The sequence below is a fragment of the Streptomyces boetiae genome, assembly GCF_031845405.1.
In the GTDB taxonomy this organism is placed as follows: domain Bacteria; phylum Actinomycetota; class Actinomycetes; order Streptomycetales; family Streptomycetaceae; genus Streptomyces; species Streptomyces boetiae.
This window is the reverse complement of the sequence record NZ_JAVREN010000020.1, coordinates 1-21,334: the sequence shown is the minus strand read 5'-3', so window position 1 is coordinate 21,334 and position 21,334 is coordinate 1. Positions and strand designations below refer to the sequence as shown.

General features: G+C 75.9%; 20 protein-coding genes and 1 pseudogene. 7 read left to right on the top strand and 14 right to left on the bottom strand.

Annotated features, from left to right (window positions below):
* Positions 1–37: 37 nt before the first annotated feature.
* From RM780_RS15135 to RM780_RS15105, 7 genes are all read right to left on the bottom strand, one after another.
* Positions 38–1,492 (bottom strand): condensation protein, encoded by a 1,455-nt coding sequence (locus RM780_RS15135; RefSeq protein WP_311631234.1) that lies wholly within the window; start codon positions 1,490–1,492, stop codon positions 38–40.
* A complete protein-coding gene (locus RM780_RS15130; protein WP_311631233.1) occupies positions 1,489–5,775 on the bottom strand; it encodes an alpha-(1->3)-arabinofuranosyltransferase domain-containing protein in 4,287 nt (1,428 codons plus the stop codon). Before RM780_RS15130 ends, RM780_RS15135 begins: the two co-directional genes overlap by 4 nt.
* A complete protein-coding gene (locus RM780_RS15125; RefSeq protein WP_394812986.1) occupies positions 5,772–6,554 on the bottom strand; it encodes a class I SAM-dependent methyltransferase in 783 nt (260 codons plus the stop codon). The genes RM780_RS15130 and RM780_RS15125 overlap by 4 nt, the downstream gene beginning before the upstream one ends.
* Before the next feature lie 5 nt (positions 6,555–6,559).
* Positions 6,560–7,744, bottom strand: a complete 1,185-nt coding sequence (locus RM780_RS15120) for a glycosyltransferase family 4 protein (RefSeq protein ID WP_311631232.1) — start codon at positions 7,742–7,744, stop codon at positions 6,560–6,562.
* Positions 7,741–8,718 carry a DUF3068 domain-containing protein gene (locus tag RM780_RS15115; RefSeq protein ID WP_311631231.1) on the bottom strand — a complete coding sequence of 326 codons (978 nt, stop codon included), beginning with the start codon at positions 8,716–8,718 and terminating at the stop codon, positions 7,741–7,743. The genes RM780_RS15120 and RM780_RS15115 overlap by 4 nt, the downstream gene beginning before the upstream one ends.
* Positions 8,719–8,799: 81 nt before the next feature.
* On the bottom strand, positions 8,800–8,952 hold the full coding sequence (locus RM780_RS15110; RefSeq protein ID WP_311631230.1) for a hypothetical protein: 153 nt from the start codon (positions 8,950–8,952) through the stop codon (positions 8,800–8,802).
* Positions 8,953–9,270: 318 nt separating this feature from the next.
* Positions 9,271–10,521 (bottom strand): PucR family transcriptional regulator, encoded by a 1,251-nt coding sequence (locus tag RM780_RS15105; RefSeq protein ID WP_311631229.1) that lies wholly within the window; start codon positions 10,519–10,521, stop codon positions 9,271–9,273.
* 254 nt (positions 10,522–10,775) lie between these two features.
* Between RM780_RS15105 and RM780_RS15100 the strand changes: the two genes are divergently transcribed.
* The 5 genes from RM780_RS15100 (at position 10,776) to RM780_RS15080 (ending at position 15,596) form a co-directional block, all read left to right on the top strand.
* Positions 10,776–11,450: an HAD-IA family hydrolase gene (locus RM780_RS15100; protein WP_311631228.1), complete on the top strand. Its 675-nt coding sequence runs from the start codon at positions 10,776–10,778 to the stop codon at positions 11,448–11,450.
* A gap of 23 nt (positions 11,451–11,473) precedes the next feature.
* Positions 11,474–13,489, top strand: coding sequence for a P-loop ATPase, Sll1717 family (locus tag RM780_RS15095; RefSeq protein ID WP_311631227.1), 2,016 nt, complete (start codon positions 11,474–11,476; stop codon positions 13,487–13,489).
* Between the two features lie 57 nt (positions 13,490–13,546).
* The gene (locus RM780_RS15090) at positions 13,547–14,746 is read left to right on the top strand and encodes a helix-turn-helix domain-containing protein (RefSeq protein ID WP_311631226.1); all 1,200 of its coding nucleotides are present in this window, start codon (positions 13,547–13,549) and stop codon (positions 14,744–14,746) included.
* Between the two features lie 104 nt (positions 14,747–14,850).
* A complete protein-coding gene (locus RM780_RS15085; RefSeq protein ID WP_311631225.1) occupies positions 14,851–15,378 on the top strand; it encodes a hypothetical protein in 528 nt (175 codons plus the stop codon).
* Positions 15,375–15,596, top strand: a complete 222-nt coding sequence (locus RM780_RS15080; protein WP_311631224.1) for a hypothetical protein — start codon at positions 15,375–15,377, stop codon at positions 15,594–15,596. The genes RM780_RS15085 and RM780_RS15080 overlap by 4 nt, the downstream gene beginning before the upstream one ends.
* On the opposite strand, the gene RM780_RS15075 is transcribed toward RM780_RS15080, so the two are convergent.
* Positions 15,593–17,023 (bottom strand): GntP family permease, encoded by a 1,431-nt coding sequence (locus RM780_RS15075; RefSeq protein ID WP_394812979.1) that lies wholly within the window; start codon positions 17,021–17,023, stop codon positions 15,593–15,595. The two genes, RM780_RS15080 and RM780_RS15075, sit on opposite strands and share 4 nt — an antisense overlap.
* A gap of 90 nt (positions 17,024–17,113) precedes the next feature.
* Positions 17,114–17,620: a gluconokinase gene (locus tag RM780_RS15070; RefSeq protein WP_311631223.1), complete on the bottom strand. Its 507-nt coding sequence runs from the start codon at positions 17,618–17,620 to the stop codon at positions 17,114–17,116.
* A 173-nt stretch (positions 17,621–17,793) separates the two neighbouring features.
* On the opposite strand from RM780_RS15070, the gene RM780_RS15065 reads away from it, so the two are divergent.
* A complete protein-coding gene (locus tag RM780_RS15065; protein WP_311631222.1) occupies positions 17,794–18,495 on the top strand; it encodes a FadR/GntR family transcriptional regulator in 702 nt (233 codons plus the stop codon).
* On the opposite strand, the gene RM780_RS15060 is transcribed toward RM780_RS15065, so the two are convergent.
* A complete protein-coding gene (locus tag RM780_RS15060) occupies positions 18,452–19,090 on the bottom strand; it encodes a TetR/AcrR family transcriptional regulator (RefSeq protein WP_311631221.1) in 639 nt (212 codons plus the stop codon). The genes RM780_RS15065 and RM780_RS15060 overlap by 44 nt on opposite strands.
* A gap of 107 nt (positions 19,091–19,197) precedes the next feature.
* Here RM780_RS15060 and RM780_RS15055 point away from each other — a divergent pair, with 107 nt between their 5' ends.
* A complete protein-coding gene (locus RM780_RS15055) occupies positions 19,198–20,121 on the top strand; it encodes an SDR family oxidoreductase (RefSeq protein ID WP_311631220.1) in 924 nt (307 codons plus the stop codon).
* A gap of 72 nt (positions 20,122–20,193) precedes the next feature.
* Here RM780_RS15055 and RM780_RS15050 read toward each other — a convergent pair.
* From RM780_RS15050 to RM780_RS15040, 4 genes and pseudogenes are all read right to left on the bottom strand, one after another.
* Positions 20,194–20,421 (bottom strand): annotated as a pseudogene (locus RM780_RS15050) (hypothetical protein); the annotation flags it as partial.
* Positions 20,391–20,498 carry an FAD-binding protein gene (locus RM780_RS27845; protein ID WP_394812978.1) on the bottom strand — a complete coding sequence of 36 codons (108 nt, stop codon included), beginning with the start codon at positions 20,496–20,498 and terminating at the stop codon, positions 20,391–20,393. The pseudogene RM780_RS15050 and the gene RM780_RS27845, both read right to left, overlap by 31 nt.
* 5 nt (positions 20,499–20,503) lie before the next feature.
* A complete protein-coding gene (locus tag RM780_RS15045; protein ID WP_311631219.1) occupies positions 20,504–20,923 on the bottom strand; it encodes an arsenate reductase ArsC in 420 nt (139 codons plus the stop codon).
* Positions 20,920–21,334: arsenate-mycothiol transferase ArsC (locus RM780_RS15040; protein ID WP_394812977.1), on the bottom strand; the 415-nt coding region annotated here is incomplete at its 5' end. The genes RM780_RS15045 and RM780_RS15040, both read right to left, overlap by 4 nt.

Here is a 21,334-nt window from a genome sequence, read left to right as displayed (position 1 = left end):
CGGGGGGTGCCGGGCGCGCCGGACCGGTGGCCGGCGCTCACGGCTTCCCCCGGCCCAGGGCGGCGGCGTTCAGGGCCGCCGCGTCGAGGGCGGCCAGGTGCGCGACGACCGCGTCCAGCAGCTCGGCGCCGTCGCGGGCCCCGAGCAGCGCCGTCGACCAGCGCAGGACCAGGTGCAGACGGCCGCGGACCGAGGAGGCGGTGAGGGCCAGGCCCCGGGGCATGCGGGCGGGGGCGGAGAACCAGATCGCCCCCGGCCTGCCCGCCGGGCCGAAGTCGAGCGGGTGGGGAATGCGGCCGAGGTTGCTGACCAGGACCGTGGAGATCCACGGCGCGGCGGCCCGGCGCAGCCCGCGGGTGAGCGCCGCCCGCCAGGCGACAGGGGCGTAGGGGGCCGTCAGCAGCGCGGTCCCCGGGCCGAGCTGGGGGCGGCCCAGGGCCTTCAGCGCCCGGGTGCGGGCGGCCGTGGCCCGCAGCAGGCGCGGGGTGTCCCAGGCCGTCAGCTCCTCCGGGCGGAAGGGGACCTCCACCAGGCGGGTGCCGTTGCCGATGGGCATGGCGGGGCCGGGGTCGCGGTCGTCGATCGGCATGGTGACGCGCAACGGCCGGGGCCGGGCGCCGCGCGCCGCGTTCCACTCCGCGATCGCGCGCGCGGCGGCGACGAGGAGCTGGTCGTTGACCGTCCAGGGGGCGCCCGGGGGGCGGCCGGGCACCGGGACCTCGGCGATCCGGATGCCGTTGCCGCGAGGCCTGCCGGGAGCGGGGTCGGGGGTGCCGCGGGCGACGCGGGCCGGCCGCCGCCAGGCCGGGACGGCGGGCGGGCGCGGACGGGCGGCGGCATTCCCGGTGTTCCCGGTCGGCCCGGCGTTCCCCGCCTGCCCGGCCTGACGGGGACGGGGCTCGGGCGCGAACTCCCGGACGGCCGGGGCGGCCGGGGCGGAGGAAGCAACGTCCTGCGGCGCCGCGTCGCCGCCGCGGTAGAGGTCCGCGGCGGTCTGGAGGATCCGCAGGCACGCGGGGCCGTCCAGGGCGGTGTGGTTCACCGTGAGGAACAGGACGGCGCCGGGCTCCGAGGTGCCGGGCTCCGCGCCGCCCGGCCGCACGACCGCCATCCGCACGGGCGGCGCGGCGCTCAGCGGCGGAATCTCCGCGACGGCCCGGGCCCTGGCCTCAGCCAGGTCCCGGGAGGCGGGGAACTCCAGGGGGTCGGCGTCGGGTCCGCCGGCCGGCTCCCACTCGTACCGCAGCCGGTACCAGGGCCCGGGCGCCTCCCGTACCAGGACCCCCGGGTGCCGCCGCAGCGCCTCGTGGAACGCCGCGCGCAGCCGCTCCGGGTCGAGCGTGCCGGGCAGGTGCACCTCGATGTGCACCGTCTCCGGCTCCCGCTCGTCCCGGACGTGCCGGGAGATCTCGTCCACCAGCGGGAAGGGCCGCCGCCCCCCGGCCGCCGCGGGCGCGGCGGCCGGGGACGAGGCGGGGCGCGCCGTGGTCATCGCGCCTCCCGGCCGGGGGCGTACCGGGGCAGCGGCGCGGTGTCCGCCGGCCGGCTCCCCGGGGGCGGCGGCGCCTGCCCCGGCCCCGATCCCCGGGCCCGGCGGCCACGCGGCCCGCCGCGCCCGCCGACGGAGACCAGCGCGGCGAACAGGGCGGTCAAGGCGAGAAGTTGGGCGGCCGGGCCGAAGGCGCCCCGGCCGGCGCCCACCGGGTCGCCGGCCCCGGTGAGGGCGATCGCCCCGGCGGCGGCCATGGCCAGGAGGGCCAGGGGCGCCAGGACCGCCGGGCGCCAGCGGGCGACCAGGGCCAGCGCGGGGACGAGGAGGGCGAGCGGCCCGGCCACGGCCACGCCGACGAGGGTGAGCGCGAGGGTGCCGAGGACCGCGCCCGGCGCCGGTGGCTCCGGCTGCTCCGGCTGCGACGAGCCCGCCCGGGGCCGCCACAGCGCGAGCGCGGCCAGGACCAGGAGGGCCAGCGCCCCGGCGGCGAGCCCGGCGCGGTAGGTGCCGCCGGGTTCGTAGGTGAGGGAGACCGTACCTCCCTGGCCCTCGGGAATCAGCCACGCCTGCTGCCAGCCGTCCAGCCGCAGCGCGGTGAGCGGCTCGCCGTCGAGCTCGGCGCGCCAGCCGTCGTTGGCGTTCTCGAAGATGGTCAGGTAGGACGCCTCGCCCGCGCCGACGTCGAGGCGGCGGCTCTCGCCCTCGCCGTCCGTCACCTCGACCGTGCGGGCGGGGGCCGGGGCGGCCTCCGCGTCCGGGTTGCCCAGGGTGAGGCGAACGTCGGTGAGGGCCAGGGGTCCGGCTCCGGCGGCCTCGACGCGGTGCTCGCCGGCGGCCAGCGCGAGTTCCGGGTTCTCCTCGCCGCCCTGGCAGAGGGTCACCTCGACGGGCCGCCGCTCGATGAGGTCGGCGACGGTGCCGCGCACGCTGGTGGGGTGGGCGGTGCCGTCCACGGTGAGGGCGGGGCCCTGGCCGCAGGGCAGGCCGAAGAAGCGGTCCGGCTCCGGCTGGGGGGTGCGCAGGTCCTCCAGGGCGGGGAGGTAGACCTCCGCCACGCCCGCGGGGAGCTGGAGCCGCTCGTCGGCGAGCGGGTTGTGCACGGTGAGCTGCTCGGTCTCGGTGATGGTGATGTCGAGCCGGTCGGTGGTGATCGGGTTGAACCGCGCCAGGCCGTTGTCGTCGACCTGGGCGACGGCGGCGCCGTCCGGGGAGCTGACCTCCACCGCGGTGGGCCGGGCCGACAGCCCGCCGGCCGCGGCGAACACGATCTCGGAGATCTCCGTCTCGCCGGGCCAGCTCAGGTGGATGACGGGGCGGTCGCCCGCGATCCAGGCCGTGGTCAGGTCCCCGTCGGTGACGTTGCGCGGGCTGACGTCGCCGGTCCGCGAGGTGGAGTCGGCGGTCGCCACGAGGCGGCGCCGCTGGTCGGGGGCGACGGCGTAGAGGAGTTCGTCCAGCTCCTCGCCGGGCACCGGAACGGCCTGGGCGCTGACGGTCCGCGGGCCGGCGTTCGGGGTGGTGAAGGCGCGGGACAGGTCCGCCTCGGCGTCGGCCGGGGCCAGGCCGCCGGCGGTGGAGGTGCGGTGCAGCGAGACGGTCTCGCTCTCCGCCCCGGAGCCGGCAGCGTCCTCCGGCAGCGTCAGCACGCGGGAGACGCGCACGCCCGGGATGCCGACCTCGGCGAAGCCGGCCCCGCCGACCCCGGCGTGGGCGCCCTCCACCTCCAGGATGGTGATCCGCAGCCAGCGGCTCGGGCCGGCCTCGGCCCTGATCTGCTGGGTGCTGCCGTCGGGCCGCAGGTGGCTGGTGACCGCGCCGTTCTCCGTCTCGACGCGGACCCGGACCGGCGCCGGGCGGGCCGCGTCGCCGGGCAGCGGCGTGACGGAGAGGGTCCCGGGAACGTCCGTCCTCCCCTCGAAGCCGATCCGCAGCCACTCGCCGGCGGGCGAGGCGGCCGAGCCCTCGGCCCAGGCGGTGGCCGGGTCGCCGTCGAAGGCGTTGACGGGGTCGTACTGGGGCAGGTGGAAGAGCCAGTTGCCGCTGGTCGAGGCGGTGACGGAGTCGGCCCCGGTCAGCCGGGCCACGGTCTGGTGCTCGACGCCGTCCGTGGGCAGGATCTGGTGCGGCTCCTCGCCCGGGTCCTGGGCCGCCTCGGGGGCGTTGCGCTCCTCGGGCGTGTAGGTGTGCGAGGTGTTCGAGTTGACCAGCCCGAAGCGGGTGTCGGCGCGGCGCAGGCCGTCGCCGAGGACCTGGAGGGCGGGCGTGTCGAGGCCGGGGTGTGCGTCGCCGGTGAGCACAGCCGGGCGGTCGCCCAGCTCCGGGTCCGCGGACAGCGGCAGCAGGGCCTCGGGACCGCCGGAGACGGCCATGGTCTCGGCCACGGGCAGCAGCCGGGCGCGGCCCGGCTGGGGCACGCCCTCGGGGGCGTAGATCTCCACGGAACGCTGCCGGGGGTAGAGGCCCTCGACCTGGAGCGGGTTGTCGTCGGCGATGCGCCCCGCCGTCAGCAGCGGGCCGAAGCCGGTGACGCGCTCGTAGCCGGACTCCTCCAGGGTGCGCGTGACGGTGGTGGCGGGCACGTGGCCGATCTGGTCGGGGTCCAGGTCGTTGCGGACGACGACGTAGTGCAGGCCCGCGCGGGCCAGGTAGTCCCGCAGGCCCGGGACCTGGCTGCCGGTCTGGAGCGCCTGCTCGACGGCGTCCATGGCCCGCCGGTTGCCGGGCTGGCCGAAGGGGACGAAGTCCCGCTGGGCCCACGGCGATTCGGCGAGCACGTCCAGCGGCTGGTCGATCGGCGAGCCCCAGGTGTAGAGGCCGTGGGAGGTGGCCGGTACGACCAGCGCGCGGGACTCCGGCGAGTTCTCCTCCAGCCAGTCGGCCGTCGCGCGCCAGTACTGCGGCAGCGAGGAGAACGAGCCGGGCTGGAGGACGTTGCCGTTGAGGTAGGGCAGCGCGAGGCCGGGCAGCACCAGCAGGGCCGCGGCCACGGGCAGCCACCGCCGGGCCGCCCGGCCGCGTCCGGCGCCGGGGTGCGGGGTGGCGCCGGCGTGGAACGCGGCTTCGGTCCGCGGGGCCCGGCCGGCCGCCGCCCGGGCGACGAGGTGCGCCAGCCCGAGGGCCAGCGCCAGCGCCAGGCCCGGCTGGAACTTGTAGACGTTGCGGAAGGGCGCCAGCGGCCCGTCCAGCCATTCCCGCACGGGCGAGTGGAACGGCCCGCCCAGCGAGCCGTCGTAACCCGCCAGCGTGACCAGCGCGACGGTCAGCGCGGTCAGCACCAGCCAGCGGCGTTCCGGCAGGTCGCGCCGCGCCAGCCCGCCGAGGCCGAGCGCGGCGGCCAGCGCCGAGCCGAGCACGGCGAGCCAGGCGGAGGCCACCGTCCAGCCGGCGGGCAGCCACGCCTCGCCGAAGTTGAGGTAGGCCACCCAGTTCCCGGCGCCGCGCAGCGCCTCGGTGGCCGACATCGTCCCGGTGGTGGTGTCCGAGGACTCGACGTAGGCCAGGAAGTTCTCGCCGTAGGCGCCGAGCAGCAGCAGCGGCAGGATCCACCACAGGGTGGCCAGCAGCGCGCCGGGGAACCACCAGGTGATCAGGCCCCGGCGCCGCGGGCCGGCCGGGCGGGAGAGGACGTACAGGCCGACGGGCAGCAGGGCGGCCAGCGTGGAGACGGCGTTGACGCCGCCCATGAACGGGATCACCAGGGCCGAGCGCAGCGCCGCGGTGCGCGGGGCGAGGTCGGCGCGGGCCAGCGGCAGCAGCACCCAGGGCAGCACCGCGCCGGGCAGCGCGGCGGCCGAGGTGGACCCCACCACGATGGTGAGGACGGGCCACAGGGCGTAGGCGGCCGAGCCCAGCAGCCGGCTCGCCGGGCTGCCCACGCCCAGCCGCTCGGCCAGGCGCAGCGCCCCCCAGAACGCGGCGGTCACCACGAGCGAGAGCCACAGGCGTTCGGCCAGCCACACCGGGAGCTGCGCGGCGTGCGCGAGGGCGTGGAAGGGCAGCATCGGGAAGGCGTAGCCGGTGTACTGGTTGGTCAGCCCGCCGAAGCCGCCCTCGTCCTGCCACAGCGAGCCGAGGCCGGCCAGGAACCCCCAGGGGTCGGTGGTCACGCCCAGCTTGGAGTCGAAGGTCTGGCGTCCTGGCGAGGCCGCGACGAAGGCGGTGAACGCCGCCGCCCAGAAGCCCAGGACCCACCGCACCGGCCGCGGGGCCCGGGACGGCTCCGGGGCGCCCGTCGCGGGTACGGCCGGGGCCGGTGGTGGGGCCTGCACTGTGCTGGTGGTCATGCGCACCGCCTGAGGATGAGGAGGAGGTTCCAGGTGATGACCTCGCGCAGCAGCGGGATCCGGGGGATCGCTCCGGCGAGAAAGGGGGCGTAGCGGGAGCGCGCGGCGAGGATCTCGACGTCGTCGCGGGCGCGGACCTGCCGCAGCGTCGCGCCGACGTGCACCGCGAAGAGGTTCTCGCCGAGCCGGTGCTTGGCCGGGCGGCCGGTGCGCCGCTGGTAGCGGGCGCGGGCGCGGTCCGCCCCGAGGTAGTGCCAGGGGGCCCACTCGTGCCCGCCCCAGGGGGAGTACCAGTTGGTGAACGACACGTAGATCAGCCCGCCGGGCCGGGTGACCCGGACCTGCTCGCTGAGGAAGGTCGCCGGGTCCGCCACGTGCTCCAGGACGTTGGAGGAGAAGCTGATGTCGGCGCAGCCGTCGGCCAGCGGCAGCAGGTACCCGTCGGCGAGCACGGCCCCCGGCCCGGGGGCGTTCCCCAGCTCGGCCGCGTCGGGCTCGAAGAGGTAGGCCTCGGCGCCCCGGGCGCGGAACTCCCGGGTGAACCAGCCGGGTCCGCCGCCGATGTCCACGACGACCCGGCCGGCCAGCGGGCCGCCGTACGCCTCCAGTTGGTCGGCGGCGTCCCGCGCGAGGAGCCGGTAGCAGCTCTCGGGGTCCTGCTGCTCGCGCAGGAAGGCGCGGAAGAGCGCGAGCGAGCGGCGCGGGGAGGGGTCCCGGAAGCGGGGGCGCCCGGGCGGGGGCGTGGGGCCGGCGGCCGGCCGGCGCGGGGTGCGGTCCACGGCGCTCACCGCCCGGCTCCGGCCGGCCCGGCGGCGGCCTGGGCCGCCTCGGCGGCCACCGCGCGGAAGGCCTCGACGGTGCGGTCCCAGCTGTACTCCGCGGTGCGGGCGCGGGCCGCACGGCCCATGGCCGCGCGCCGGGACTCGCTCAGCGCCAGCGCGCACCAGGCGGCGGCGAAGGAGCTCTCCCCCCGGGCCAGCACGCCGGTGACCCCGTCGGTGATGGAGTCCCGCAGCCCGGGGACATCGAAGCCGATCGCGGGCGTTCCGCGGACTGCCGCCTCGGTGACCACCAGCCCCCAGCCCTCCACCGCGGAGGGGTGCAGCAGCAGCCAGGCGGAGGAGAGCAGCCGCTCCTTCTCCGCCTCCGGCACATGGCCGGTGAACTCCACGCCGGGGCCCGCCAGTTGCGTGAGCCGGGCCCGCTCCGGGCCGTCCCCCACGACGACCAGCCGGCCGCCGGTGATGGGCCGCACCCGCTCCCACAGCCGCAGCAGCAGGTCGATGCGCTTGTATTCCACCAGCCGGCCGACGGCCAGGAACAGCGGCTCGGGCGACTTCGGCGCGGCCGGCTCGGCGGCGGCCACGCCGTTGTGCACCACCCGGATGCGGTCGGGCGCCGCCCCGACGCCGATCAGCGCCTGCCGGGTGGACTCCGAGACGGCGACCATCAGGTTCCCGCGCTGGGCGGCGCCGAGCGCCCAGTGCTCCAGCCGCCGGCCGAGCCGCCCGGCAGGGGCCAGCGGGCCTCCGTAGCGCATCGTCCACAGCTCGGAGTGCACGTGGTTGACCAGGCAGAGGGTCGGCCCCCGGTGCCACAGGGGGGCCAGGTAGGGCATGCCGTTGCACACCTCGACCAGCAGGTCGCACTCCCCCACCTCGCGGGCGAACGCGCCCTGCGCGCGGACGAAGTGGGCCAGTCCGCGGCCGGCGGGAATCACCCGGTAGGGCCGCGGCGCCACCGGGCCGCCGCAGATCAGCGTCACCGTGTGGCCGTGGCGGACCAGCCCCGTGGCCAGCCGGTCGATGAGCACCTCGGAGCCGCCCGCGGCCGGGTGGGCGAGGTCGCGGTGGGCGAGGAAGACGACGCGGCGCGGGCGGGGCGCCGCGGGGACGGGGGCGGCCGGGAGCCGGGGGACGGAGGGCTGCGGGGCGAAGGGCCGGGGTCCGGAAGGGCGGGACGCGGTCATCGGGCCTGCTCCTCCGTCTGCGGGGAACGCCCGGGCTTCGGGGAGCGCCCGCGGACGACGAGAACGCCCCCGGCCAGCGCGAGCGCCGCGCCCGCGCCCGCCCCGCCGGCGGGGAGGGTCCGCCCCACCAGCCGCAGCCGGTCGTTGTCGGAGACCGCGCGTTCCACCTGCTCCCGCTGGGTCTCGGGCGTGAACGCCAGCCGCTCGCTGTCCAGCAGCACGACCGCGTCCTCGTCCGAGCCGGGCGCGCGCAGGGTCGTCCGGGGGCCGGTGGCCGCGTCGATAATCCGGCCGGTCTCCTCGTCGACGATCAGCTCGATGCCGTGGTTGGCGTAGTACTCCTCGGCCAGCACCTGGCTCTGCTCGGGCAGCCCGACCAGAACGCCGGGGACCTGGCGGGTGCCGGACCGCGTCGGCTCGACGGTCGCGGTGAACCGCAGTCCCTCGTGCCCCCGCACCTCGCGGGTCCCGCTGTACTCCAGGAGGACCGTGTCCCCGAGCGTGCTGTCCCACCAGCGGTAGGCGCGCCGTTCCACGCCGAAGGGGAACTTCAGGTACGCCTCGCCGCCGAAGCGGGGCGTCTCCCCGCAGCAGTGCACCGGGAGGTTGGTCTCCCGGTCGGTGACCCAGCGCTCCGTCGTCCACTGGAGGGCGTCGCGCGGGTCGTCGGCGGGCAGCGTCTCCTCGGTGTCCACCGTGGTGGAGACGTCCCACACGGCGTGGCCGCTCTCCTCGCCCTCGGAGACGTCGCCGCGCACCCGGCGGGTGATGGTCAGCGGCACGTCCTCGACGGTCTCCACCGCCCCGGTGTCGAAGTAGCTGCCGGTGCCGGTGAACACCGTCTCCGTGTCCTGGTCCAGCGGGGTCCGGCGGGCCTGGGGCTCGACGTGCCAGGCGAGCAGCGGGGCCAGGACCAGCAGGAACACCCCCGAGCCGAGCAGAATCAGCGACAGGGGGGAGGCCGTGCGACGCATCCGGTTGCTCCTGGTAGGGGGGCGGGGGGAAGGGGGGCGGGAGGCGCGGGGTACGGGCGAACGGCCGGGGCGGGCCGCCGCTCAGCGCTCCCCGTCGGCGGTGTCGTAGCTCACCAGCGGCGTGTTGGGCTGGTCGGGCGTCCGGTTGAGCAGCGCCACGGCTCCCAGCGCCGTCGCCACGGCGAGGGCGGCGGCCACGGCGACGGTGCACGCGGCTGCGAGGAAACGGTTCATCCGGCGTTCCAGCCCTTCGGACGGGTCGTCTGGCGGGAGCGGAGCGGGCGGGCCGCGCGACCCGGCCGGTCGCGCCGGGGGCAAGACACAGGGGGGTTTCTTGTCACCCCCGGACAGCCGGTGCGGCCCGCCTGCTCTGCACGTGCCATGCTGCCGCCGCTCCGCCGGATTGCGGACTGGTCGTTCCCCGAAATCCGGGGCGGACCCTTGTGCAGATGTCCAAGGCGTGCTCACGGCGCCGCACGCTCGGCAGGGCGGGCCGACGCCCGGGCAGTCGGTCACGCGGTCACGCGGTCACGCGGTCACGCGGTCACGCGGTCACGCCGCCCGGGACTCGTCCCCCGCGGCGAGCAGTGCGGCGTACAGGGTGATGAGGTCCGCTGCGTTGCCGATGTCCAGACCGGTCAGCGCGGCGATCCGCCCCAGCCGGTAGTCGACGGTGTTGTGGTGCACCCGCAGCAGCGAGGCGGTGCGGCGGCGGTTGAAGCCGGTGTTCAGGAAGGTGCGCAGGGTCAGCAGCAGGTCGGGCCGCTCCCGCACCGGCGCCAGCAGGCCGGCGAGGTGGTCCAGGGCCCGGCCGGGGCGGCTGAGCTGGTACTCCAGGGACAGGTCCTCCAGGCGGTAGGTGCCGCCCGGCCGCCCGCTGGAGACGGCCAGCTCGCGCAGCTCCTCCGCGAGGCGCGCGGCCTCGGGCACGTCGGCGGGCGCGGCCGGCTGGACGCCCGCCACGATGACGGCGCCGCAGGCCTCGGACAGCGAGGCGATCAGGTGCTCCAGCCAGTCCCAGTCCTCGGCGCCGAGCGCGTCGGGCGCGGTGCGGTGCGGCAGGAGCACCAGCCCCTCGTCCCCGTTCAGCCTCAGCAGCGCCGTCTGGCCCAGGCGGCGGTCGATCTCGGTGCGCAGCCGGCGGACCTTGCGCCTGGCCGCGATCCGGCCGTCGACGCCGGGCGACAGCTCGTCCGCGTGCGGGCCGACGGTCAGGGCCACCACGAAGTAGCCGGCCGGCACGGCCAGCTCGGCGCGCGCGGCGTCGGCGGCCGGGTCGTGCCCGGCCAGCAGGGCGGTCAGCAGCGCGTGCCGCGCGGCGCTGCTCTCGTTCTGCTCGGCGGTGTGCTCGTCGAGGTAGCCGGCGGAGATCGAGGAGGTGATCAGGCCCAGGTAGTCGAGCAGCAGCCCCTGGGTGGTCAGCACGTCGGGAAGGTCCAGCTCCTCCGCGCGGGGCACGAGCATGTCCACGCACATCCGGGCGGCCATGTGGTGGGCGTGGATCACCGCGTTGATCGGGATGCCGTCCTCGGCGCGGCTGGCCGCCGTGGCCCGCAGGTACTCCAGGCGCTCGGGAGAGGGGAGCTGCCCGGTCCTGAGCACCTCGGCGAACCCGCGGATGCCGATGTCGACCGTCCGCTTGACCTCGCTGCGCAGCTGCTCCACGGGGAGCCGGGAGTACACCGGGATGGAGGCGATCAGGCGCGCGGTCACCTCCTCGGCGAGGTGGGGCAGGCTCGACGCCAGCCACTGCTGAACGGCCATCCCCCCGGTGCGCGCGGGCGTGCGGGGCTCACTCGTCATACGTCCGTCTCTCCAAGGTCCGGGGCCGTCTGCTCACCGGCGGTGCCCACGGCCCGGAGGCGGGCGCAGCGCACGTTACCCGGCGGTAGCTGCCAGCGGGAAGGGCCGAATGCCCCGGCCTCCGCCACCGCGCGCCCGCCGGCCCCCTCCGCGGACGCGCGCACCGGCCCCGCCGCGGCCGTTCCGCCGATGCCCCTCCCGTCGCAGCCGTCCCGCCGCGGCTGTCCGGCCGCGCGGCGGGGCAGCATCCGACCATGACGACGAGGCGCACGCCGCCGTTCCGCGGCCTGATCCTGGACTTCGTGGGGGTGCTGACGCAGGGCGTGCGGGAGCCGCTGCGCGCCTGGTGCCGGGCCTCGGGCCTTCCCGAGGACGCCTGGCGCGCGACGCTGGAGGACCACCCGCGCGGGCGGGCGCTGTACCGGGACCTGGAGGCCGGGCTCATGACCCAGGCCGAGTGGAACGCGGCAACGGCCGAGCTGCTCGGCGTTCCCCCCGAGAACCTGATGGGCCGGGCCTGGGCACAGGTCCGGCCGGCCCCCGGCATGATCGCGCTGGCCCGCGCCGCCCGCGCCGCCGGGTACCGCGTGGCGATGCTGTCGAACAGCTTCGGGCTCGACCCGTACGACCCCTACGGACACGCCGGGGTGTGGGACCTGTTCGACGTGGCGGTCATCTCCGAGCGCGAGGGCATCGCCAAGCCGGACCCGGAGATCTACCGCCGGGTGCTGGAGCGGCTGGGCCTCCCGGCCTCCGCCTGCGTCTTCGTGGACGACTACCCCCGCAACCTGCTCCCGGCCCGCGCGCTGGGCCTCACCACGGTTCTGGCCGACGGCGGCCCGGCCGCGACCCCCGCCGCCCTGGCCGCGCTCCTGGGCGTCCCGCTTCCGTCCTGTCCTGCGGCCGGTACGGTGGTCCCGCCGAAGTAACTGTACGTCTGGGAGACTTGACCGTGGGCGCCGACGAGATCGTGCGGAGGCTGTACTTCGGGCGCGACGACGCGGAGAGCGACCTCGCCGAGGGCCTGCTGCGCGACGGCTTCCTGCCCACGGCGGCCTGGGACGCGGTCATGTCGGGCCGCAAGATGCTGGTGATCGGCCGGAAGGGGACCGGGAAGAGCGCCATCTGCATGCGCCTGACGATCGACGCGGACCTGCCCGGCGGAACGGCCTTGATCACCCCGGACGACGCGGCCGGCGAGGAGATCCGCCGCTTCGAGCTCCAGGGCCTCACCGGCGAGAGCGCCAAGGCGCTGATCTGGCGTTACGTCTTCGCCGTGCACGCCGCCCGGCACGTCATCGCGCACGCCCGGCGCGGCATGCTCGGGCGGCTCCCGGCCTCGGTGCGGGCGCTGCGGACGTTCCTGCGGCAGAACGGCGAGGAGGGCGAGGCCCGCCTGTACGACCGCCTGGCCGGGGGCGCGCGCAGCCTCCAGACCTCCCTGTCGCTGGAGGCGTTCGGCGTCCGCGCCGGGCTCGACCTGGCCGGGACCTCCGAAGGCGCCCGCGCGGCGGGCCAGTTGGAGGTGCTGGAGGCGGGCGTGGCCGCGGCGCTTCGGGACCTGGACTGGGCGAAGGCGCACGGGCCGCTGCTGATCCTGGTCGACCAGCTTGAGCAGGTCTGGTCCGACGACCCCGACAGCATGGCGATGGTCACCGGCCTGCTGCTGGCGGGCAAGCACCTGCCGGGGGCGTACGGCGGGGTGGTGCGCTGCGTGCTGTTCCTGCGCGCGGACATCTACGACGCGCTGGAGTTCTCGGACGGCGACAAGTACCGGGGCGACGAGATCCGCATCGCCTGGTCGGCGGAGCAGCTTCGGCGGCTGGCGCTGACGCGGGCCTCGGTCTCGCTCGGCGAGGAGCTGACCGAGGACCGCCTGTGGGGCGAGATCTTCCCGGCCGCGCTGCCCGTCGGCCCCACGGCCGACTACCCCGTCGGCCCCACGGCCGACTACCTCTTCGCCCAGTGCCTGCCGCGCCCGCGCGACGCCATCCAGTTCCTCAACCTCTGCCGCGACCGCGCCGCCGAGTGCGGCGCGGCCCGGATCGGCCCGGCGCACATCCTGGAGGCCACGCGGCAGTTCTCCGAGTGGAAGCTCCAGGACATCGCCCGGGAATACGCCGTCAGCTTCCCATACCTGGCCCGCGTGCTGGCGATGTTCCAGGGCAGCGGCTACGTCGTCACGCGCGCGGAGGTGGCCGAGCGCTTCGGCACGTACCGCGAGGCGCTGCACGAGCGCTTCCCCGCGTATACGGACGCCCTGACGCCGGAGCGGATCGTGGACCTGCTCTTTGGTGTCCACTTCCTGGGCGTGCGCCGGGGCGCGTCTGTCCTCTACGCGGCGGACGCGCAGGTCCCGGCCCAGCCGCACGAGCAGGAGTTCCACATCCACCCGTGCTTCCGGCCCGCGTTGAACGCGACGACTCCGGCCGTCGCGACCGAGGTGGTCATCCCCACGGTCCACAACCTCATCGCCGGCTACAGCAACGTCGGCACGGTGGTGCAGGCCGGGACCATCTCCGGGGACATCTCGTTCGGCCCGAGCCGCGAGGTCGGCCTGGCCCGCTCCCTGGCCGCCGCCGTCCGCCGCCTCACCGCTCAGCTCGAACGCGGCTCGTTCCCACCGGAGTTGGCCGCACACGTCGACGATGAGCTCAGCCAGGCGATGGCCATGGCCGACAGCCTGCTGCTCGATGTCTACGGGGGGCGGAGCCGCGGCGCCGCCGCAAAGGTCGCCACCGTCGCCAACTTCCTCGACGCCCTCGCCGCCGCCCTGCCGGACGGCGAACGGCACCGCCCCCGGGGCCGCCCGCGCCGCCTCACCGACGGCGGCCCTGACCCGGCCGCCTCCGAGCCGGACGCCGAGCCCGACGAGGCGACCCGCGCCTTCGCCCGCGCCCTCCGCACGGAGGCCCGCGCCCTGCGCCGCGAACTGGGCGGCGGCCCGGGCGGCAACTCGGGCGGCTGAGAGGCCGCTTCGCGGCGGTACCGTCGTAAGTGCCCCCTCCGAGGACGGAGTACGAGCATGACGGACAACGACGGCGCCCACGTCGGGGCGCGCATCGCCTACTACCGGAAGCGGCGCGGGCTCCTGCAACAGGGGCTCGCCATGCGCGCGAACGTCTCCAAGTCGCTGCTGTCGAAGGTCGAGTGCGGCCAGCGCCCCGCCTCGAAGGCGCTCATCGCCGCCTGCGCGCGGGCGTTGAACGTCACGCCCGCCGATCTCCTCGGGCAGCCGTACGCGGACGAGCTGAACCGGGCGGGGCTGGAAGTCGTGATACAGCCCCTCCGCATCGCCATGGAGAACTGGGACGTTCCGCTGGACTGGGAGACGAGGCCGCGACCGGTCGCGCTGATCCGGTCGGACGTGGATCAGGCGCTTGAGCAGCGCCGCCAGGCCAAGTATCTGGAGATGGCGCAGAGTCTGCCCGGCCTCATGGACGAGTGCGTGCACGCCGTGCACACCACTACCGGCGAGGAGCGGCGCATCGCGTACGAGTGCCTCGCCGGAACCTACCGCTGCGTCTTCACGCTGGCGTGGGCGCTCGGATACCTCGACCTGGCCACGGTGGCCGTCGGCCGCCTGGCCTGGGCCGCTCCGCTGGCCGACGAACCCGCCTTCGCGGCCCTCCACGCCTACATCCGCTCGCAGACCAACATGGGCTCCGGGCGCTACGACCTGGGGATGCGCGTCGTCGACCGGGCGCTGCGTGACCTCGATCGGGTGGATTCCCGCCGCCCGGTGGGACTTCAGGCCATGCGCGGCATGCTGCATCTGCGCGCCGCCGAGATCGCGGGCCGGGCAGCGGACCCGGACCTGGCCGAAGTCCGCCTCGCCGAGGCCGGGGGCATCGCCCGGCAGACCGGCGAAGTCCCCGACTGGGGCATGACCTTCGGGCCCACCAACGTGGGCGTGCACGGCGTGGCCATCGCGGTCGATCTGTACGAGTTCGGCCAGGCCGTGGACCGGGCGCAGGACGTGCGGATCCCGCGCGGCTGGACCAAGTCGCGGGCCGGGCACCACTGGATGGACCTGGCGAAGGCCCACGCCTGGGCGGGCGACGCCGCCGCCGCCCTGGACTGCCTGGCCCGCGCCCGCCGTGCCGCCCCTCAGCTGATGCGCTACCACCCCACCACCCGCGAGACCGTGGTCCACCTGCGCAAGCAGGAACGCGTGCGCAGCGGTCCGCTCGCGGACCTCGCCGGGTGGATCGGCCTGCCCTAGCCCCACGCGAGCGCCGCGCGTTGCACAGCGCGGTGCAACTGCCGTTCCGCGCCCGCCACGAAGGTGATGACCCTCAGTACCGACCTCATCACCCGGAGCGGCACATGGCCTCCCTCGAAACGCTTCTCTCCTCCCTTCCGCCGGACGGCGCCGCGCCGCTGCGCGTCGCCTGCGGGGCGCACTTCGACGTCGTGCGCGTGCACATCCGGGACGGGGAACGCGCCCTGACGCGGCTCGGGGAGCGGGGTGGGCCGGCCGTCGAGGACAGGGCGGCGCGCCGCGTGTGGTGGCCGGTCAAGCCCGGCGCAGCCGACTGGTGGCGCGTGCCGGGAGTCGAACTGCTGGGCGCGGGGCGGGCCGTGGACGTTCCGCCCCGGCGCACGCCGGAGGGCGCGAAACTGCGCTGGGCCGTGGACCCGGCGGCGGGGCCGGGGGACGCGTGGGCGTTGCACGTCACTCTGGCGGAGGTGACGTCCGAACTGCCGCGTCCCCTCGACAGCTTCCGCAGCGGCGAGTGCCACGTGAACCGTCACGCGGCCTGCACCAAGGGCGTTGCCCCGCCGCACGAACCCGGCGTGCCGGTGATCTACCAGGGGTGCGACTGCTGGTGCCACGCCGAGGCGGCCCGGTGAGCCCCGGAGTGTCCGTGGCCGTGACCGTGGACGCCAAGAGCGTACGGCGCGGCGACCAACTCCTCGTCGGAGGACAGGCGTTCACCGTCATCGACATCCTCGGCCAGCCACGCGGCGGCAAACGCCTGGACCTCGGCAACGGCGTCCAGCTCGTCATCCAGCCCCACACCGTCCTCTACGCCCTCCGCACCCACAACCCCCGCCCCCGCCGGGCCTAGAGCAGCAGCGACAGCAGCAGGACCAGGCCGCCCGCCGTCACCGAGACGATCGTTTCCATCAGGGACCAGGTGCGGATGGTCTGGCCGACGGACATGCCGAAGTACTCCTTGACCAGCCAGAAGCCCGCGTCGTTGACGTGGCTGAAGAAGAGCGAGCCGGCGCCGATGGCCAGGACCAGGAGGGCGCTGTCGGCCGTGGAGAGGTCGGCGGCGAGGGGGGCGACCAGGCCGGCGGCCGAGATCGTGGCGACGGTCGCGGAGCCGGTGGCCAGGCGGATGGCGACGGCGATCAGCCAGGCCAGCAGCAGGGTGGGGATGGACCAGTCCTCGGAGATGTCCAGGATCATGCGGCCCACGCCCGCGTCGATCAGCGTCTGCTTGAACCCGCCGCCCGCGCCCACGATCAGCAGGATTCCGGCGATGGGGGCCAGGCCCGTGTCCACGGTCCGGGAGAGGCGTTCGCGGGTGAACCCGGCCGCGCGGCCGAGCGTGAACATGCCGACGACCACGGCCGCGAGCAGCGCGATCACGGGCGCGCCGATCACGGCGGTGACGCGCTGCACGCGGGAGGCGGGGTCGTCCACGACGATCTCCACCAGCGCGTGGCTGAGCATGAGAACGACCGGCAGCAGCACCGTGGCCACGGTGGCGGCGAAGCCGGGGCGGCGGGCCAGGTCCTCGGAGGGGCGGGCGGGCAGCATGCCCTCGGGCACGGGCACGTCGGCCCAGCGCGCGGCGTACCGGGCGAAGACCGGCCCCGCGATGACGGCGGTGGGGACGGCGACGAGGACGCCGAGGGCGAGGGTGACGCCGAGGTTGGCGTCGAGGGCGTCGATGGCGGCCAGCGGGCCGGGGTGCGGCGGGACCAGGCCGTGCATGACGGACAGGCCGGCCAGGGCCGGGATGCCGATGCGGGTGAGCGAGTAGCCGCCGCGCCGGGCGACCATCAGCACGACGGGAATCAGCAGGACGATGCCGACCTCGAAGAACAGCGGCAGCCCGATGATGCCCGCGATCAGCACCATCGCCCAGGGCATGGCGCGCCCGCCGGCCCTGGCCAGGATCGTGTCCACGATCTGGTCGGCGCCGCCGGAGTCGGCGAGCAGCTTGCCGAGGATCGCGCCCAGCGCGATCAGCACGCCGACCCCGGCGACCGTGGAGCCCAGGCCGGTGGTGAAGCTGGCGATGACCTTGTCCAGGGGCGCGCCGGCGAAGGCCCCGAGCGCGAGGGAGCCGATGGTCAGGGCGAGGAACGCGTGGGTGCGCAGGCGGGTGATCAGCAGGACGATCACGGCGATCCCGGCCAGGACGGCGAGGCCCAGGCGGAGGTCGCCGGCCGAGGTGATCGGCTCGGCGGCGTCGGCGGCCAGGGGGGACAGGGGCGGCTGGGTCAGGGAGGTCAGGGTCTCGGCGCTGAGACGGTTCATGGCGGCGGTGCTCTCGTGCGGGGGCGGGTGGGGGCTTCGGGGGACTGCGGGAACGGGGCAACGGCCGCGGTCCGGGCGTTCGCCGGAGGCTCAGGTGATCCGCTGCAGGGCCTCCAGGGCCAGGGCGGTCGTTTCCTTGGGGCTGCCGGCGATGTCGATCGGGGCGCCCTTCTCGTCCGGCTCCAGCGGTTCCAGCGCCGCGCACTGGGAGTCGAGGAGCGCGGGCGGCATGAAGTGGCCCTTGCGCTCGGCCATCCGCCGCTGGATGAGGCCGCGGTCGCCGTCGAGGTGGAGGAAGACGCAGCGCGGGGCGGCGGCGCGCAGCCGGTCGCGGTAGGCGCGCTTGAGCGCCGAGGCGCTGATCACGCCGCCGAACCCGGCGCGGGCGCGGGCCCAGGCGCCGAGGGCATCGAGCCAGGGGAGGCGGTCCGCGTCGTCCAGGGGGGTACCGGCCGACATCTTGGCGACGTTGGCCGGGGGGTGGAAGTCGTCGCCCTCGGCGAAGGGGACCCGGAGCTCGGCCGCGAGCCGTCGGCCGATGGTCGTCTTCCCGGTGCCGGAGACGCCCATGACGACGACGATCGGGAGATCCGGCATGAGCCACCTCGCTGTTGTCCGTGTCCGCTGACTGTTGTCCGCTGTCCGTCGACTGCTGTCCGTTGTGTCCGATCGATTCCCGGCGTCCCCGCCACTGAACCGCATTATGTATGACTTATTCAAGAGCCTGTGACCTATAGGTCATCTTTTTTGGACCCTCGTAAGCTGTGCGCATGACCACGGAGGAGGGCGGGCTGCACGCCCGGGTGCTGGACGCCCTCGGCCCCGCGATCACCGCGGGCGAGTACCCGCCGGGGCGTGTCCTGCGCGCCGACGAGATCGCGCAAACCCACGGCGTCTCCCGCTCGGTGGTCCGCGAGGCCGTGCGCGTGCTGGAGTCGATGCGGCTGGTGGAGTCCCGCCGCCGGGTCGGCGTGACGGTGCTCCCGGCCGACCGCTGGAACGTCTACGACCCGCGGGTCATCCGCTGGCGCCTGTCGGGGACCGACCGCCCGCGGCAGCTCCGTTCCCTCACGGTGCTGCGCTCGGCCGTCGAGCCGGTGGCGGCCCGGCTCGCGGCGCTCAACGCCACGCCCGAGCAGTGCGCGGCCCTGACCGAGCACGCGCTGGGGATGGTGGCCACCTCGCGCGGCCGGCAGCTCGAGGCGTACCTCGTGCACGACACGGCCTTCCACCGGGTGGTGCTCGCGGCCTCGGGCAACGAGATGTTCGCGCCGCTGGGCGAGGTGGTGGCGGCGACCCTGACGGGGCGGACGCGGCACGGGGTGATGTTCGAGGACCCGGACCCGGCGGCGGTGACGCTGCACGTGCGGGTCGCGGAGGCGATCCGGGAGCGGGACGCGGCGGCGGCGGAGCGGCTGACCCGGGACATCACCGTGGGCGCGCTGCGGGAGCTGGACGTGCTGGCTCCCTGACCGGGCTCTGCGGATCGCCGGCGGCGAGGGGGGCCGGGGCCATGCGGGCCGCCGCCTCCGCGACGCGGGCGCGGCGGCGGCGCAGCGCGGCGGCGTCGTCCGGCTCGTCCAGGATCATGCGGGCCAGCTGGGGGGCGGCGAAGTTCCACGCGACCAGGCCGACGAGGGTGAACAGCCAGTCCTGAACGGCCCGGCGGCCCTCCGGGTCCGGGGCCAGCTCCCGGACCAGCTCCTGGTACCGGGCGCGGCGAGCCTCCTCGTCCGCGACCCGGCCGCCGCGCACCTCCAGCGCCTCCCACAGCATCAGGCGGACGGCGCGGGGGCGGGTGAGGTAGGCGTCGAAGATCCGCTCGGCGGTGACGCGGGCGTCGGAGGGGTCCATGTCCACGGCGTGGCACAGCTCGTCGATGGTGCCCTGGACCACCGCGCCGAACAGCTTCTCCTTGCCGCCGTAGTAGAGGTAGATGGCCTGCTTATTGGCCCGCGCGGCGGTGGCGATCCGGTCGACCCGGGCCCCGGCCAGGCCGTACTCGGCGAACTCGGCGGTCGCCGCCTCCAGGATCCGCCGCCGGGTCGCCTCCGCGTCGTAACTCATGGGGCCGGATTTTAAACCAGGCGGTTGACTTCGCGGCCGGGGGCGTGCGAGGGTTCCCTCAATAAACCAAACGGTTTATTTATCGCCCGGACGAAGAGGGAACGCCCATGGCCAGCCCCGCCGCCCCCGCCTTTGCCGCCTCCGCCTTTGCCACTGAGGCCGACGCCGCCTCGGACGCCGACGCCTCCGATACCGCCTCCGATACCGCCTCCGATACCGCCTCCGAATCCGCCTCCGATACCGCCCCGTCCGCCGAGCCGATTCCCGTCCGCTCGCCGCTGCCCGACGGGCTCGCCGGCCGCACGGCCCTGATCCTGGGCGGGAGTTCGGGCATCGGCCTGGCCGCCGCGCGGCTCCTGCTGGGGGTGGGCGCCCGCCCGGTGCTCGTCTCCCGGGACGAGGGCCGCCTGCGGGCGGCGGCGGAGGGCCTGGGCGAGCCGGTGCGGACGTTCGCCGCCGACGTCACCGACGAGGAGCGGCTGGCCGAGGTGTGGGACGCGGTCGGTGAGGTGGACCACGTGCTGGTCACGGCCACGGACTTCTTCGGGCCCTCCCCGCTCGCCACGACCGGCCGGGAGGCGGCGGAGAAGGCGATGGCCGTCCGCCTGTGGGGGGCGTACGCCGCGGCGCGCGTGGCGGGCGCGCGGCTCGCGCCGGGCGGCTCGATCACCTACCTGTCCGGGACGCTGGTGACGCGCCCCATGCCGGGCGCCGCGGCCTCCCTGGCCGGCGCGGGCGCGGTCGAGGTGCTGAGCCGGTCGCTGGCGGTGGAGCTGGCCCCGCGCCGCATCCGGGTCAACGTCCTGCGCTCCGGACCGACGGACACCCCGCTGCTGCGGCAGATCGCGCTGGGCGACCGCTCCGCGACGGGCGAGGAGGCCGAGGCGGCCCTGGCCCGCGCCGGCGCCGCCCTCCCCCTGGGCCGCTTCGGCACGGCGGACGAGGCCGCCGCCGCGGCCCTCTTCCTGATGAGCAACCCCTTCGCCACCGGCTCCGTCCTCACCCTGGACGGCGGACACTCCCTGGCCTGACGCGCCGCCGCGGACGTTGCCCGACGGGCCCGGCCCCCGTGGAGCGGGGCCCGTCGGGGCCCCCGACCCGTGTCAGAGCGGCCGGACGCCCGCCGGTTCGGCGGCGCGGGCCCGGGGCGGCACGGCGGGGGAACGTCCGGCCGCGGTGGCGAGGCACCGCTCGGCGTCCAGGGCGGCGGCGGTGACGGCCTGGCGGTAGGTGTGGTCGACGACGTCCCCGGCGGCGAAGACGCCGGGGAGACTGGTGCGCGTGGCGGGGGCGTCGACTCTCACACAGCCGTCGTCGTCGAGGTCGAGCCGGCGGTGGAGAGGGCGGCGGTGTATCCGGCGGGGCCGGAGCCGATGACGACGACCTCGCGCACGTCGTTGCCGGTCATGGGGGTCAGGCCCCCTGCCTGGCGTCGATCTCGGCGATCAGGGCCTCGACGCGCTTCCTGATCTCGTCGCGGATGGGGCGGACGGCCGCCAGGCCCTGGCCGGCGGGGTCCTCCAGGGCCCAGTCGAGGTAGGTCTTGCCGGGGAAGACGGGGCAGGCGTCGCCGCAGCCCATGGTGATGACGTAGTCGGACGCCTGGACGGCCTCGGTGGTGAGCACCTTGGGCTGGGCGGCGGAGATGTCGATCCCGGCCTCGCGCATGGCCTCCACGGCCGCGGGGTTGACCTGGTCGGCGGGCAGGGAGCCGGCGGAGCGGACCTCGACGCGGTCCCCGGCGAGGTGGGTGAGGAAGCCGGCGGCCATCTGGGAGCGGCCCGCGTTGTGGACGCAGACGAACAGCACGGATGCGACAGGGCTGGAGGTCATCGGAGATCGTCCTCGGTGTGGTGTGCGGTGGCGGCGCTCGCCGCCCACCCGGCGGGCTGTGTGCCGGGGGCCGGGGGAAGGGTGGCGAGCAGGTCGGTGATGTGGGCGTCGATCCCGTCGCGGATGGCGCGGACGGCCTCGGGGGAGGCGCCCTCGGGGTCGGCCACGGGCCAGTCGAGATAGCGCGGGCCGGGGATGACGGGGCAGGCGTCGCCGCAGCCCATCGTCACCACGACGTCGGCAGCGTGCAGGACCTCGTCCGTCAGCGGCTTGGGGTAGGCCTCGCCGGGCACGAGACCGGCCTCGGCGAGCAGGCACGCCACCTCGGGTTCGACGTCGGCGGCTGGGTGGGTGCCGTCGGAGGAGACGGCGACCCGCCCGCCCGCCCGCACGGTCAGCAGGGCGGCGGCG

Coding starts and splice junctions, on each gene's coding strand:
- RM780_RS15135 (WP_311631234.1), bottom strand. CDS start 1,492: ATGACCACGGCGCGCCCCGCCTCGTCCCCGGCCGCCGCGCCCGCGGCG.
- RM780_RS15130 (WP_311631233.1), bottom strand. CDS start 5,775: ATGACCACCAGCACAGTGCAGGCCCCACCACCGGCCCCGGCCGTACCC.
- RM780_RS15120 (WP_311631232.1), bottom strand. CDS start 7,744: ATGACCGCGTCCCGCCCTTCCGGACCCCGGCCCTTCGCCCCGCAGCCC.
- RM780_RS15115 (WP_311631231.1), bottom strand. CDS start 8,718: ATGCGTCGCACGGCCTCCCCCCTGTCGCTGATTCTGCTCGGCTCGGGG.
- RM780_RS15110 (WP_311631230.1), bottom strand. CDS start 8,952: ATGAACCGTTTCCTCGCAGCCGCGTGCACCGTCGCCGTGGCCGCCGCC.
- RM780_RS15105 (WP_311631229.1), bottom strand. CDS start 10,521: ATGACGAGTGAGCCCCGCACGCCCGCGCGCACCGGGGGGATGGCCGTT.
- RM780_RS15100 (WP_311631228.1), top strand. CDS start 10,776: ATGACGACGAGGCGCACGCCGCCGTTCCGCGGCCTGATCCTGGACTTC.
- RM780_RS15090 (WP_311631226.1), top strand. CDS start 13,547: ATGACGGACAACGACGGCGCCCACGTCGGGGCGCGCATCGCCTACTAC.
- RM780_RS15085 (WP_311631225.1), top strand. CDS start 14,851: ATGGCCTCCCTCGAAACGCTTCTCTCCTCCCTTCCGCCGGACGGCGCC.
- RM780_RS15075 (WP_394812979.1), bottom strand. CDS start 17,023: ATGAACCGTCTCAGCGCCGAGACCCTGACCTCCCTGACCCAGCCGCCC.
- RM780_RS15070 (WP_311631223.1), bottom strand. CDS start 17,620: ATGCCGGATCTCCCGATCGTCGTCGTCATGGGCGTCTCCGGCACCGGG.
- RM780_RS15065 (WP_311631222.1), top strand. CDS start 17,794: ATGACCACGGAGGAGGGCGGGCTGCACGCCCGGGTGCTGGACGCCCTC.
- RM780_RS15060 (WP_311631221.1), bottom strand. CDS start 19,090: ATGAGTTACGACGCGGAGGCGACCCGGCGGCGGATCCTGGAGGCGGCG.
- RM780_RS15055 (WP_311631220.1), top strand. CDS start 19,198: ATGGCCAGCCCCGCCGCCCCCGCCTTTGCCGCCTCCGCCTTTGCCACT.
- RM780_RS27845 (WP_394812978.1), bottom strand. CDS start 20,498: ATGACCGGCAACGACGTGCGCGAGGTCGTCGTCATCGGCTCCGGCCCC.
- RM780_RS15045 (WP_311631219.1), bottom strand. CDS start 20,923: ATGACCTCCAGCCCTGTCGCATCCGTGCTGTTCGTCTGCGTCCACAAC.